Source organism: Amycolatopsis sp. WAC 01416 (assembly GCF_003947485.1).
Taxonomy (GTDB): domain Bacteria; phylum Actinomycetota; class Actinomycetes; order Mycobacteriales; family Pseudonocardiaceae; genus Amycolatopsis.
This window is the reverse complement of record NZ_QHHX01000002.1, coordinates 1,056,589-1,070,526: the sequence shown is the minus strand read 5'-3', so window position 1 is coordinate 1,070,526 and position 13,938 is coordinate 1,056,589. Positions and strand designations below refer to the sequence as shown.

The following is a 13,938-nucleotide window of genomic DNA, read 5'->3' as shown; positions in this document are numbered from 1 at the left end:
TTAAGTAGTACTTCATCTTGCTTAAGTAGTACTTTTGAGCTGTACTCGTCCCGGCTACAACGACGTGGGAGGTACGGATGACCGTCATCGTGGTGATGGGCGTTTCCGGCTCGGGCAAGACGACCGTGGGCACGGCACTCGCCGAACGCCTCGGCGTCGACTACGCCGAAGCGGACACGTTCCATCCGAAGGCGAACATCGACAAGATGAGCTCCGGCCACCCGCTGAACGACGAAGACCGGCAACCCTGGCTCGAAGCCATCGCCGCCTGGATCTCCGACCACCAGTCCTCCGGCGGCGTCGTGACGTCTTCCGCGCTCAAGTTCCGCTACCGCGACATCCTGCGTGGCGGCGGCGACGTCTGGTTCCTGCACCTGCACGGCGACCACGACCTGCTCGCCGCCCGGATGAAGACCCGCTCCGGCCATTTCATGCCGGTGTCCCTTTTGGACTCCCAGCTCGCCGACCTCGAGCCGCTGCGCCCGGAGGAGCGCGGCCTCGTCGCCGACATCGCGAAAAAGCCGGAAGAAATCGTCGAAACCGCCCTCTCCGCTTTCGAGGACCGCTCATGACCACCACCCTCGCCGCCGCCTGGACCGGCCACGACACCCGTCTCATCGGCGCGACGGTGCTCGCCATCGCCGTGATCGTCGTCCTGATCACCAAGGCGAAGCAGCATCCGTTCCTGGCCCTCATCCTCGGCTCCGGCGTGCTCGGGCTCGTCGGGGGCATGCCGGTGGACAAGCTGATCAAGAGCTTCAGCTCCGGCGTCGGTTCCACCGTCGCCTCGGTCGGCGTGCTGATCGCGCTCGGCGCGATGCTCGGCAAGCTGCTCGCCGATTCCGGCGGCGCCGACCAGATCGTCGACACCATCCTGCGCCGCGCGGGCGACCGCACCCTGCCGTGGGCGATGGCGCTGGTCGCCGCGCTGATCGGCCTGCCGATGTTCTTCGAGATCGGCCTGGTCATGCTGATCCCGGTGATCCTGCTGGTCGCCAAGCGCACCGGGAAACCGTTGCTGCTGCTGGGAATCCCCGCGCTCGCCGGGCTTTCGGTGCTGCACGGCCTCGTCCCGCCGCACCCCGGCCCACTCGCCGCCGCGGGCGCGTTGAACGCGAACGTCGGCCTCACTCTGGCCTTCGGCCTGCTCGTCGCGATCCCGACGGTGATCATCGCCGGACCGCTGTTCGGCAGGCTGGCCGCGAAGATGGTCCCGGACGCCGTCGCGCCGGAGCGGCTCGTCCCGGAATCGTCCTCTTCGGACGGACGGCGGCCCGGCTTCCTCGCGACGCTGTCCACGGTGCTGCTGCCGGTCGTGCTGATGATGGGCAAAGCACTCGCGGACATCCTGCTGGAAAAGGAAAACCACGTCCGCCGTGTGCTGGACTTCATCGGCGACCCGCTGGTGGCCCTGCTCGCCGCGGTCCTGCTCGGCATGCTCACCCTCGGCAAGTCCGCGGGCTTCACCCGGGACAAGCTGTCGTCCACGGTGGCCGATTCGCTCCCGCCGATCGCCGGCATCCTGCTCATCGTCGGCGCCGGCGGCGGGTTCAAGCAGACCCTCGTGGACGCCGGAGTCGGCAACGTCATCACCAGCCTGGCCACCGGCGCGAACCTGTCGCCGCTGCTGCTCGGCTGGCTGGTCGCGGTCGCGATCCGGCTCGCGACCGGCTCCGCGACGGTCGCGACCGTGTCCGCCGCCGGCATCGTGGCCCCGCTCGCCGCGACCATGGACCCGTCGCACAGCGCACTGCTGGTGCTGGCGATCGGCGCCGGTTCACTGTTCTTCTCCCACGTCAACGACGCCGGGTTCTGGCTGGTCAAGGAGTACTTCGGGCTTTCGGTCGGGCAGACACTGAAGAGCTGGTCGATCATGGAGACGGTCATCTCCGTGGTCGCGATCGCGCTGATCCTGCCGCTGGGCGCCCTCCTGTAGCCGAACGCGCGTGAAGGCCCCCTTCCCTCGGCTGAGCCGAGGGAAGGGGGCCTTCACGCGCTTCGCGAAAGTTCCGGTTGACACGTGACCTTTTGGTCACCTATTCTTTCGAAGTGCCCGACGACGACCTGGTTTTCAAGGCCCTGGCGGATCCGACCCGTCGGTTCCTGCTCGACCGGTTGTTCGCGCGTGACGGCCGCACGCTGACCGAACTCGAGTCCGAAGTGGACATGAGCCGGTTCGGTGTGATGAAGCATTTGAAACTGCTGGAAGAAGCCGGACTTGTCGTCACGCGCAAGGAGGGCCGGGAGAAGAAGCATTTCCTCAACCCGGTACCGATCCGGCAGATCCACGACCGGTGGATCGACAAGTTCACCGAGCGCAACGTGACCGCGTTGCTCGACCTCAAAGCCGAACTCGAAACCCCAGAACTCGAACCCGAGGAGCCGTCATGACCGACACCATCACCGCCGCCACCCAGGTCTACCGCGTCTACATCAAGGCCACCCCGGAGAAGATCTGGGACGCGATCACGAAGCCCGAATGGTCGCGGAAGTACGGCTACACCGGCCTCGTCGACTTCGACCTGCGGCCGGGTGGCAAGCACGCCACCCACCCCACACCGGAATACGTCGAGGCGGGGTTCACGAACGATCTGGTCGACGGCGAGGTCCTCGAGGTCGACCCACCGCGCAAGCTGGTCATCACCTGGAAGCTGCTGATGGACCCGTCCTTCGAAAAGGAGCCGTACACCAAGCTCACCTATGAGATCGAAGAGACGAAGACCGCGGGCACCCGGCTGACCGTCACCCACGACGTCACCGACGCGCCCACGACGGCCGCGCTGGTCAACGGCTCGCAGGAGGACGTCAACGCCGGGCCGGGCGAGAACGCCGGCGGCGGCTGGGCGTGGATCCTGTCGGACCTCAAGACGCTGCTGGAGACGGACGAGCCGCTCGTCCCCGCCGCTTCCTGAGACTTCCGGCAATGCGCATGAAGGCCTCCTTCCCTCGGCTGAGCCGAGGGAAGGAGGCCTTCACGCGTGTTCAGACCCGTTTGGTCGCGGCCTTAAGGGAGGCCTTCGCGGCGGTAGAAGCACCGATGGTGTCCAGTGCGAACAACGCCGCGCCGACCACGGGAGCCACGTCGACGACCCGGATCGAAGCCTGCGGCGCCACCTTCAGGCACCGCCGCTCGATTTCCGCGATCACCTGCGTGCCGACCCCGGTCAGCACTCCCCCGCCGAGGATGACTTCGGGCGCTTCCCCGGTCAGTTCGAGCCGCCGAAGGATGACCCCGACCAGCAGGGCGACCTCTTCGACGAACCGGTCGACCACGTCCTGCGCCACCTCGTCGCCGTCCGCCGCGACGGCGAACAGCAGCGGGCACAGGCCGTGGATCGCGTCGGAGTGCAGCTCCTCGAAGTGCAGTCGCTGCACCACTTCCAGCACCGAAGACGTCTCGAAGTGCGCGGTGACGGCGGCCTGCAAAGCCGTACCCGGACCACGGCCGTCCTCGGCGCGGACGGCCCACCACAGTGCCTCCTCGCCCAGCCGGTAGCCGCCGCCCCAGTCGCCGGAGATCTTGCCCAGCGCGGGAAACCGGTGCTCACGGCCGTCGGCGCTGACACCGGCGCCGTTGATCCCGGCGCCGCACACCACCGCCACACCCGTCCCGTCGGAACTGCCCGCGCGCAGCAGCGCGAGCGTGTCGTTGCCGACGATCAGCGTGTCGCTCCAGCCGCGTGCGGCCAGCGCGGCGTGCAGGATCTTCTCCTCCCGCGGGAAATCCAGCCCCGCGAGGTAGGCCGACGTATGTGTCGCGAAAGGACGTTCGTCGGGAATCCCCGCCCCGTGAAGGGCTTCCAGTACCAGTTTCTCCAGCGCGCGGACGCTGCCGTCGACCCCGATGTTCTGCGGGGAAGCGCCCGGCCCTCGCGACTGTCCGAGCACCCGTCCGTCCCGGGAGACGATCAGGACGTCGGTCTTGCTGTTGCCGCCGTCGATCGCGACGACGACGTCTCGTGAGCCGGCCGTCATGCCCCCGCCCACGGCAGGAACTCACGGTTGACCTGCACCAGCGTGTCGGCGAGCTGATCCGCCTTGGCGTACTGGCCGACGAGCGGATGCGCGAGCAACGCGTCGGCCACCCGGTCCCGGCCGCCCTTGATCGCCGCGTCCAGCGCGAGGTGCTCGTACGCGGTGACCCCGGCGATGAGCCCGGCGAACCGCTGTTCGACCCGCGGCTGCGCGATCGGGCGAGGACCGTTGCCGTCCACAAGGGACGGAACCTCGATGACGGCGTCGTCCGGCAGGAAGTCGAAAGTGCCTTCGTTGCGGACGTTGACGACGTGCTCCTCCGCGGGCCCGCCCGAGGTGAGCGCGTGCACAAGCTGCACCGCGGCCTCGGAATAGTAGGCGCCGCCCCGCTTTTCCAGCTGCTCCGGTTTGGTCACCACCTCCGGGTCGAGGTACACCTTGAGCAGTTCCTCTTCGACGTCGCTGACGACGTCCGCGCGCGGCCGCTCGGTGCGCTGCTTCATGACCTGCTCGTCGTGCCCGTAGTAGTACTTCAGGTAGTACGACGGCACGACGTTCATCCGCCGCATCCACTCGACCGGCGCGGTGACATGCTCGCCGAGGAATTCCGCGTGCTCCGCCAGCAGTTCCGGCAGCCGGTCCTCGCCGTTGACGAGCACCTTCCGTTCCCAGCTCAGGTGGTTCAGTCCGGTGTGGACGAGTTTGACCTCGTCGACGCCGGCACCGAGCAGATGCGCGAACGTGCGCTGGAGGTGGATCGCGACGTTGCACAGCCCGACGGCGCGGTGGCCCTCGTTCAGCAACGCGCGGGTGACGATGCCGACCGGGTTCGTGAAGTTCACGATCCAGGTGTCGTCACCCGCGACTTTCCTCACCCTGTCGGCGATGTCGAGCACGACCGGCACGGTGCGCAACGCCTTCGCGAGGCCGCCCGCGCCCGTGGTCTCCTGCCCGACACAGCCGCAGGCGTGCGGGAACGTCTCGTCCCCGCGCCGCGCGCGCTGCCCGCCGACCCGCAGCTGGATCAGCACCGCCGACGCACCGTCGACACCCTCTTCGAGACTCGCGGTGGTGCGGACGCGCGCCGGATGCCCGGCGTGGTCCAGTAACCGGTTGCTGAAGTCAGCGACCGCCTCCACCCGGTACGCGTCCGGATCGATCAGCACGATCTCGTCGACGTCCAAAGTGGACCGCCGTCCGGCGATCCCGTCGATCAGCTCGGGCGTGTACGTGGACCCACCACCGACGACTGCCAGTTTCATCCCTTGACCCCTGTGAATGTGATGCCCTTGACGAAGGACTTCTGCGCGAACACGAACAGCACGATCACCGGCAGCATGATCAGCGCGGTGGCCGCCATGGTGAGGTTCCATTCCACGTGGTGCATCCCGCGGAACGACGCGATCGCCAGCGAAAGCGGCCAGCTGTCGCGGGTCTCACCGGTGTAGAGCAGCGGACCGAAATAGTCGTTCCAGGTGAAGAGGAAGCAGAACATCGCGGTGGCCGCGATCCCCGGCTTCGCCATCGGGATCAGCACCTTGAGCATCGCCTGGAACTCGTTGCAGCCGTCGATCTTCGCCGCTTCGAGATAGTCCTTCGGAATGGTGAGGAAGAACTGCCGCAGCAGGAAGATCGAGAACGCGTCGAAGAAGAAGTACGGCACGATCAGCGGGACCAGCGTCCCGGTGAACCCGAGCCGCACCCACAGGTCGTACAGCGGCACGACGGTGACCTGCGGTGGCAGCATCATCGCGGCCACGGTCAGCATGAAGAACAGGTTCTGCCCGCGGAACTTCAGCTTCGAAAGCGCGTACGCCGCCGGGATCGCCGAGATGAGCGCCCCGAGGGTGGCCAGCGTCGAATACAGCATGCTGTTGCCGAAATACTGCAGCAGCGGCGCCTTTTCGAACACCTCGATGAAGTTCTCGAAGTGCCATTCCTTCGGCCAGAAGTTCGACGAAAGCGCCTGGTCGCTGGACATCACCGCGGTGAGGAACACGAACAGGATGGGCAGCATGAAGATCACGCCCATCGCGATGCCCACGCTGTGGGTCGCGATCCAGTACAGCTTCTTGTCCCATTGGCGCCGCACCCGCACCCTCGGCGGTTCGGTCACCGGCTCCCGCCTGCGGGTCTCCGAAAGCGTGATCATCCGCCTTCCTCCTGATGCTGGGACTTGCGGAGCTGACGCACGAGAATCCAGGTGAATCCCGCCGAGACGATGAACAACAGCACCGCCATCGCGGCCGCGTAGCCCATGTTGAAGTACCGGAAACCCTGGACGTACAGCCAAACCGGATAGGTCAGTGTCGAGTTCTGTGGTGCGCCGATGAACTTCGTGTTGCCCGCGACGTCGGCCGCTCCCGCGGCCGCGGATCCCGCGACGATCGCCTGCGTGAAGAACTGCAGTGCGAAGATCATCGAGTTGACGATGCCGAACAGCAGCACCGGCGAGATCGACGGGAGCGTGACGTGCCAGAACCGGCGGACCGGCCCGGCGCCGTCGAGCTGGGCGGCCTCGTACTGTTCCTGCGGCACGTCGAGCAGCGCCGCGAGGATGATGATCATCAGCTCGCCCGAACCCCACATCACCAGCAGGGTCAGCGCGGGCTTCGACATCGCCGGATCGTTGAACCACAGGCCGCCGTCGATGCCGACCGCTCCCAGGAACGCGTTGACCGGCCCGTATTCCGGGTTGAACAGGAACACGAACGCCAGGGTCGCCGCGGCGGGCGGGGCCAGCGACGGCAGGTAGCAGAGCGTCCGCACCAGGCCGACACCCGACTTGAGCCGCGAGATGATCGACGCCACGCCGAGTGCGAACACGACCCGGCAGAACGTCAGCACGATCACCAGCCACAGCGTGTTGTACGCGGCGGTGCCGACCAGCTGCTCGCTGGTGAACATGCGGATGTAGTTGTCGAAGCCGATGAACTCGGGCGCGTTGATCAGGTCGTACCGGGTGAACGAGTAGTACACCGTGGCGATCAACGGGTAGCCGAAGAAGATCAGGAACCCGAGCATCGCCGGGGCGATGAAGTAGAAGACTGTGCGACGGCGGCGCGCTGCGTTCCCCTTCCGCGTCCGGCTGGACGCGGAAGAGGAACCGACCGCCCTGGAGTCCAGGGTCGTGGTCATGCGATCAGCCGCCGGCGCGTTTCTGGGCCAGCTCGTCGTTGATCTGAGCGTCGACCTGCTTGAGACCCGCGACCATGTCCGGGATGTTGCCCGCCTGCCACTTCTCGGCGAAGTCGTTGACCGCCTTGAGGTGCGCGTCGCCGATCGGGGTCGACGGGTTCGGCGTCAGCTTGCCGCCGTTGTACAGATCGAGGAACGTCTTGAACTCCGGCGTGACCTCGAGCTTCGGGTCGGTCAGCGCGGCCTTGGTGCTCGGCACGTTCTTGAGGCCGTTGGACAGCTCGACCAGCGTCGCCGTGTCGAGGGTGACCTGCTTGATCAGTTCCCAAGCCGCGCCGGGGTTCTTGGCGCCCTTGGGGATCGCGATGATCGTGCCCGTGGTGAACGCGCCGCCGTAGCGGTCCGGCTTGCTGTCGAGCACCGGCGGGGCCGCCGTGCCGAACTTGAGCTCCGGCGCCTGGTCCTTGATGAAGGCCGTGCGGTACTCGCCGTCGATCATCATCGCGAGCTTGCCGCGCTGGAAACCGTGGTCCGCCGAGTACTCCTCGCCGAGACCGGCCTTGAACTGCTCGACCTTGGCGTGGCCGCCGTAGAAGTCGACGAGTTGCTTCTGGAAGTCGAACATCGCCTTCCACTCGGGGCTGTCGGCGATATGAGACTGCCCGTCCGGGCCGAGGTAATTGGCGCCGAAGTTCGGAGCCCAGTACTGCGCCATGTTGGCGTAGAAGGGCATCGACGGCATGAAGCCGGCGACCTTGATCGAGCCGTCCGGGTTGAACTCGGTCAGCTTCTTGGTGGCCTCGAACAGTTCCGAGGTCGTCTTCGGCGGCGACGTGATGCCCTTCGCCGCGAACATGTCCTTGTTGTAGTAGAAGCCGTAGACGTCGGCGAGCAGCGGCATGGCGCACCGCTTGCCCTGGTACTCGGTGTAGCTGCGGACCGCGTCGGGAATCTGCGTCAGGTCGATCTTGTCGCGGTCGATGTAGGGCTTGAGATCCTGGAAGCTGCCCGTGGAGCACCATGCGCCGAGGTTGTCGGTGAAGAACGAGATCGCCACGTCCGGCGGGTTGCCACCGCGGATGGACTGGGTGATCTTGTCGTCGTCCTGCTGACCTTCGTGCTTGATCTCGATGTTCGGGAACTTCGCCTTGAGCTTGTTGAGCCCGGCGGTCACCACGTTGTACTCGCGGTCGGTGAACTTGCTGTAGACGGTCAGCGTGAGCTTCGCGTCCGCGGCCGGGGCGGCCGCCGCGTCGCCCGACCCGCCGTTCGGGCCGCTTGCGGCGCCCGAACAGGCGGACACCAGCGCGGCGACGGTGACCGCGCCGAGCACTATCGAGCCGCGCCAACGGCGGCCACTTCTCCGAACCTGGGTCGTGGAACTCATGACCCTCCTCCTAGTTGGTTGGGGCGGGAGACGGTGGTTCTGTTCGTGAATCCGGGATCGCCACGATCGGATTTGGCTCTCCCGCCCCGGACCGTCTCGGCCCGAGGAGCGAAGGGGTGTTGACGCCGAAGACGTCCCTGCGGACGGTGGCGAGCGCCGATTGGAGCGCGCCCGCGCGGACCGCGTTGCCCTGCACCGAAGCGACCCCGACCGGGGTGCGGGGCAGGACCAGTTCGTGCAACCTTTTCGCGACCAGCGCGGCGAATTCGTCGCCACCGGCACGGCTGGTGTCACCGGAAAGGAGCACGAGTTCGGGGTCGACGACCGCGATGAGACCGGCCGCGCCACCCGCGACGCGACGGGCCAGGTCGTCGAGGAAAGGTTCGTTGTGGTTCTCGCGGGCCTTGGTGACCGCGTCCGCGCCGTCCTCGGCTTCGATACCGTGCGCGGCGGCCAGCTCGACGACGGCCGGGGACGCGACGAGGTCACCGAAGCGATCTCCGGCGCGGGGCTTTTCGTTCGGTGTGGCGACGGAAACCGGATCGGGCACCCGCATCCAGTCGATCTCGCCACCACCGCCGGTCGCGCCGCGCAACAGCCTGCGGCCGACCACCACCGCGCCACCGACGCCGTCGCTGAGCCAGATCATCACGAAGTCGTCGAGCCCGACGGCCTGGCCGACGGTCATCTCCACGATCGCGACGAGGTTGACGTCGTTCTCGATGGTGACCTCGACGCCCAGTTCGCGGCTGAGCCTGCGCGGCACGTCGAAACCGAGCCAGCCGGGGATGTGCGGCGCCGAGGACAGCAGGCCGGTGCGCGGGTCGAACGCGCCCTGCGCGCCGATGACGACATGGCGGAGATCGGTGGCGGCGAGACCGGCACTGTTCGCGACGCTGGTGAGCGCCGCGCCGAAGGTGCCGACGACGTCGGCGCCCTCGTGAACCGGCAGCGGGACCTGGTACTCGGCGAGCACCGCGCCCGTGACGTCGGCGACCACGAAATCGGCTTGCTGCGGCGTCAGGTCCACGGCCGCGACGTAGGCGACGCCGCCGTTGACCTGCCAGAGCTGCGCCCTCGGCCCGCGGCCCCCACCGCGCACGCCCGCCTTGGTGACGACGTCGTCCTGCTCGAGGCGGGTGAGCAGCTGCGCCGTCGCGGGTTTCGACAGGCCGATCGCGACTTCGAGCTCCGAGCGCGTCAGCGGGCCGTCCCTCAGGAGGACCTCGATGGCCGCGCGATCGTTGATTTCGCGCAGCATTCGCGGACTGCCGGCTCGCACTTGGGCTCGCTCCCGACTTCGTTAGGAAACTTTACAGACGGTTTCCGGGGACTGTAGTGAGCCGAACCACAGCCGTCAACGGCGCGGGGAAACGGGGAGGTAACGCTTGGCGTGTTCCGCACAGCGGGTATACGTACCGGTGCGGAGGGTGTCCGGTTCGAGGCAGGCGGGTGGACCTGCTTCGTGAGTGGTAATGCCGCACGGATCGCCGCTCACGGCGCCTCGGCGGGCGGTATCGCGTGATCAAGTGGACGACACGCGTGATCCGGCGGACGACACGCGTGACCAGGTGGACGGCACACGCGTGTCGTCCATCCAGACACGTGAAGGCGCCGCTCACGGCGCCTCGGCGGGCTGACGATGGAGGATTTGGGACGTTCAGCGTCCCAAATCCTCCATCGTCGCGAAGGGGCTTCGATCCTGGGCCTTGTTCAAGCTCAAGCCTGAGCCGCGTGCGCCAGGGTCAGACGCCTGCCCAGGCCGCCAGCATCACGCGCGCGATCGACGAGTTCCCCGGCAGCACCAGCTGCCGCGTACCACCGGCGATCGGGGTCGGCACGGCGCCGGCGTTCCGCAGCTGGCTGTTCGCGAAAGCGGCCCGCACCTCCGCGCGCGAAACCCAGAAGGCCTCTTCGATCTCGCCCTCCGCGGGCACGATCGTCGAGGAGATGTCGGCCCGCGCGGTGAAGCCGAGCATGATCGACCGCGGGAACGGCCACGGCTGGCTGCCGAGATAGCGGATGTCACGCACGTCGACGCCGACCTCTTCGCGGATCTCCCGCTCGACACAGCCTTCGAGCGACTCCCCCGCCTCGACGAAACCGGCGAGGATCGAGTAGCGGTCCGGCGGCCAGATCGGCTGCCGTGCCAGGAGGACGTGCTCGCCGTTGACGCCGGCGTCGTCGTGCACGAGGCAGATGACCGCCGGGTCGGTGCGCGGGTACTCCTCACGGCCGCAGCCGGTGCACTTGCTCGCCCAGCCCAGCTGGACGACCTCGGTCGGGCTCCCGCAGCGCGTGCAGAACTTCGCCTGCCGGCGCCAGGCCTGCAACGCCTGCGCGGTGGTGAACAGCCCGGCCGACGCGTCGTCGAGCAGGTCGCCGTAACCGCGCAGGTCGACCCAGATCTCGCCTTCGTACCGCGGGACCTCTTCGACGACACCCCAGCTGCCCGCCATTTCGACGGTCTCGGTCTCCCCGGAGGGGCGGCCGGGCAGCGACCAGTAGTCGATGCCCTGCCACTCCCCGAGGAACACCGCATCGACGGGCGGCTCGGGGCCGACGTCCTGCGTCTTGCGGGTCGCGAGCGTGCCCGAAGCCTCGATCACCGGAGTGCGCGCGTGCTCGTCGAGCAGCACGACCCGGGCGTTCGGCCAGCGCTCGGCGAGCCTGTCCGGGTTGGTGCGCAAGGATTCCTGACGGTCCGCCATGGAGCGCGAAAGCGTCGGGAGCGCACCCAACTCGAACGGTGTCTCCATCAGGAGGGCTCCCCGACCGTCACGTCGCCCAACGCCTCCAGCTTCGGTGCGAGGACGTCGGCGTCACCGACGACGACCCCGGTGAACCGCTTGGGCGCGAAGAACTCCAGTGCGGCGTTCGCGACGTCTTCGGCGGTGACCGCGGCGAGCCGTGCCGGGTGCTCGCCGAGCCACTCGACGCCCAGTCCGGTCGCGGCGAGCGCGGCCAGCTGTGCGGCGAGTCCGCCCTGCGACGACGCGGACGTGACCAGCGAGCCGATCGCGTACTGCCGCACCGACTCGACCTCGTCGGCGGTCGGCGGCACGAGACCGAGCCTGGCCAGCTCGTACCGGGTCTCCATGAGCGCGGCCGCGGTGGCGTCGGTGGCGGTGTCCGCGTCGATGTTCACCACGGCGGTCTGGTCGGTGAACTCGAATCCGGAGTGCGCGCTGTAGGTGTAACCCTTGTCCTCACGGATGTTCTCGACCAGCCGCGACGAGAAGTACCCGCCGTACACCAGGTTCGCCAGCTGAAGTGCCGGGTACCGCGGGTCCGTGCGCGACACGGTCTGCGCCGACAGCCGGATCTGCGACTGCACGGCACCGGCCCGCGGCACCAGCAGGACGTTGCCGCCGGCGAGATCAGGCAGCACGGGCAGGCGGACGGCGGAGCGGTCCGAAGCCCAGCCGCCGAACGCCTTCTCCAGGTCGCCGATGACGGTCTCCGGGTCGATGTCGCCGACGATCACCAGCACGGATCCCCGCGGCAGCACCGAAGCCCGGTGCAACGCGCGAACCTGTTCCGGCGTCACGACGGCCACGTCTTCGGCCTGCGGGACCTCCCGCACCGCGGGGTGGTCGCCGTAGCGGTGCTTCTGCAGTGCCTCGCGGGCGATCGTCCTCGGCTGCGTGCGGGAGACGGCGATCCGCTCGATGAGCCGCTCACGTTCCCGCTCGACCTCGGCGTCTGCGTACGAAGCGCCGGTGAGCGCGTCGGCGAGGACGTCGAGCATCGTCGGCAGGCCGTCGGCGAGCGAGGTACCGGTGATGGCGAGCCGCTCCGGGTCGACGCCGGACGCGAGGTCGCCGCCGATCAGCGCCAGATCGGCGTCGATCTCGATGCGGTCGCGGCGGGCGGTGCCGGTCAGCAGGGTCTCGGCCAGCACTTCGGCGGTGGCCGGGTGCAGTTTGTCTTCACCGGCGAACGGGATCCACACCCGCAGTTCGACCAGCGGCACGGTGGGCTTGCGGACGGCGAGCACCCGCAGCCCGTTGCTCAGCGTGGTGTCCACATGGGACAGATCGGCGGCGGCGCGCTGCGTCCCCAGCGGCGGGACCGGACGCGGCCCGGCGGCCGTGCGGCCGATCTCCTCGGCGGTGCGGTGCGGTGCGCTCACTGCTCGGTACCTTCCTGGTCTGAAGATCCACTGCCCGGGCGGACGACGAGCACGGCGCGCGAATCCGGCCGCAGCGCCTTCGCCGCCGCCGAAACGGCCTCCCCGGTGACCGCCGAGATCTTCTCGGCGAGCCGGTACACCAGCGACGCGTCGCCGTACAGCAGCTCGAAAGAGCCGAGCGCGAGCGTCCGGGACACCAGCTTGTCGTGCTCGGAGTGCAGGCTCGCGGCCCAGCGCGCGGTGACCTTCTTGATCTCCTGGTCACCCGGCGGCGTGGCCGCCAGCTTCTCCAGTTCCTCGTCCAGCGCGGTGAGGACCTGGTCGGTGCTCACGTCCGGCGGGTGGATCGCGGTGATGGTGAAGGTGTCCGGGTCACGGGCCTCGAACGGGCCGAACAGCCCGACGGCGAGGCCGATGTCGACCACCAGCGGCTCGCGGTGCACCAGGCGCTGCTGGAGCCGGGAGCCGTCGCCGTCGGTCAGCACGCCGGCGAGCACGAGGTTCGCCAGGTAGCCGTCGAGGTCGTTGATCGGATCCGGCATGCGGTAGCCGACGCCGACCGCGGGCAGCGGGGCGTGCGGATCCACCTGCTCGCCGCGCAGCTCGCCCTCGGGGGCGGGCTCGGCGAACGAGGGACGCTCGGGCGCGGGCCGGTGCGGCACGTCGCCGAAGTGCTTCTCGATCAGCTCGCGGGCCTGCTCGACGGTGAAGTCACCGGCGACGGTCAGCACCGCGTTCGCGGGCGAGTAGTAGGTGTCGAAGAAGGCCGCGCAGTCGTCCAGGGTGGCCTGTTCGAGATCCTCGAAACCGCCGTAACCGTTGTGCGCGTTGGGGAACGTGGAGTACAGCACCGGCGGGAGGGTGATCCACGGGAACCCGCCGTACGGCCGGTTCAGCACGTTGAGGCGGATCTCCTCCTTGACCACGTCGATCTGGTTGGCCAGGTTCTCCTGCGTCAGCTTCGGCGCCCGCATCCTGTCCGCTTCGAGGAACAGGGCACGCTCGAGAGCCGCGGCGGGGAGGACCTCGAAGTAGTCCGTGTAGTCCGGATGGGTGGAGCCGTTGAAGCTGCCACCACTCGACTGGACGTGCCGGAAGTGCGCGAGCTTCTCCAGGCTCTCGCTCCCCTGGAACATCAAATGCTCGAAGAGGTGCGCGAAACCTGTGCGCCCTTCGGGCTCGGAACGGAAGCCCACGTCGTAGTGGACGCTGACACCCACCACCGGAGCGGTCGCGTCGGGCGCGAGCACCACGCGCAGACCGTTGTCGAGGGTGAATCGGACAAGCTCGGGATCGGCCATGC

At 68.1% G+C, this 13,938-nt stretch carries 13 protein-coding genes; 4 read left to right on the top strand and 9 right to left on the bottom strand.

Annotation, left to right across the window (positions count from 1 at the left end; genetic code table 11):
* Nucleotides 1-77: 77 nt before the first annotated feature.
* The 4 genes from DL990_RS09555 (at nt 78) to DL990_RS09540 (ending at nt 2,912) form a co-directional block, all read left to right on the top strand.
* On the top strand, nt 78-572 hold the full coding sequence (locus DL990_RS09555; RefSeq protein ID WP_125781069.1) for a gluconokinase: 495 nt from the start codon (nt 78-80) through the stop codon (nt 570-572).
* Nucleotides 569-1,936 (top strand): gluconate:H+ symporter, encoded by a 1,368-nt coding sequence (locus DL990_RS09550; RefSeq protein ID WP_125680330.1) that lies wholly within the window; start codon nt 569-571, stop codon nt 1,934-1,936. Before DL990_RS09555 ends, DL990_RS09550 begins: the two co-directional genes overlap by 4 nt.
* Nucleotides 1,937-2,049: 113 nt before the next feature.
* Nucleotides 2,050-2,391, top strand: a complete 342-nt coding sequence (locus DL990_RS09545; RefSeq protein ID WP_125798408.1) for a helix-turn-helix transcriptional regulator — start codon at nt 2,050-2,052, stop codon at nt 2,389-2,391.
* On the top strand, nt 2,388-2,912 hold the full coding sequence (locus DL990_RS09540; RefSeq protein WP_125781063.1) for an SRPBCC family protein: 525 nt from the start codon (nt 2,388-2,390) through the stop codon (nt 2,910-2,912). Before DL990_RS09545 ends, DL990_RS09540 begins: the two co-directional genes overlap by 4 nt.
* A gap of 70 nt (nt 2,913-2,982) precedes the next feature.
* On the opposite strand, the gene DL990_RS09535 is transcribed toward DL990_RS09540, so the two are convergent.
* The 9 genes from DL990_RS09535 to DL990_RS09495 form a co-directional block, all read right to left on the bottom strand.
* Nucleotides 2,983-3,987: an N-acetylglucosamine kinase gene (locus DL990_RS09535; protein ID WP_199746276.1), complete on the bottom strand. Its 1,005-nt coding sequence runs from the start codon at nt 3,985-3,987 to the stop codon at nt 2,983-2,985.
* Nucleotides 3,972-5,237, bottom strand: coding sequence for a 6-phospho-beta-glucosidase (locus tag DL990_RS09530; RefSeq protein ID WP_125781059.1), 1,266 nt, complete (start codon nt 5,235-5,237; stop codon nt 3,972-3,974). The genes DL990_RS09535 and DL990_RS09530 overlap by 16 nt, the downstream gene beginning before the upstream one ends.
* Complete coding sequence (locus DL990_RS09525) at nt 5,234-6,127, bottom strand: carbohydrate ABC transporter permease (protein ID WP_125781057.1); 894 nt, start codon at nt 6,125-6,127, stop codon at nt 5,234-5,236. Before DL990_RS09525 ends, DL990_RS09530 begins: the two co-directional genes overlap by 4 nt.
* Complete coding sequence (locus tag DL990_RS09520; protein WP_199746275.1) at nt 6,124-7,113, bottom strand: carbohydrate ABC transporter permease; 990 nt, start codon at nt 7,111-7,113, stop codon at nt 6,124-6,126. Before DL990_RS09520 ends, DL990_RS09525 begins: the two co-directional genes overlap by 4 nt.
* Nucleotides 7,114-7,117: 4 nt before the next feature.
* The gene (locus DL990_RS09515; protein WP_125781054.1) at nt 7,118-8,500 is read right to left on the bottom strand and encodes an extracellular solute-binding protein; all 1,383 of its coding nucleotides are present in this window, start codon (nt 8,498-8,500) and stop codon (nt 7,118-7,120) included.
* A gap of 10 nt (nt 8,501-8,510) precedes the next feature.
* Entirely contained in the window at nt 8,511-9,761 is a 1,251-nt protein-coding gene (locus tag DL990_RS09510; protein ID WP_125781201.1) for an ROK family transcriptional regulator, read from the bottom strand.
* 484 nt (nt 9,762-10,245) lie between these two features.
* Entirely contained in the window at nt 10,246-11,259 is a 1,014-nt protein-coding gene (gene nudC / locus DL990_RS09505; RefSeq protein ID WP_125781052.1) for an NAD(+) diphosphatase, read from the bottom strand.
* Nucleotides 11,259-12,635, bottom strand: coding sequence for a pitrilysin family protein (locus DL990_RS09500; protein WP_125781050.1), 1,377 nt, complete (start codon nt 12,633-12,635; stop codon nt 11,259-11,261). The genes nudC and DL990_RS09500 overlap by 1 nt, the downstream gene beginning before the upstream one ends.
* Complete coding sequence (locus DL990_RS09495; RefSeq protein ID WP_125798406.1) at nt 12,632-13,936, bottom strand: pitrilysin family protein; 1,305 nt, start codon at nt 13,934-13,936, stop codon at nt 12,632-12,634. The genes DL990_RS09500 and DL990_RS09495 overlap by 4 nt, the downstream gene beginning before the upstream one ends.
* Nucleotides 13,937-13,938 lie beyond the last annotated feature (2 nt).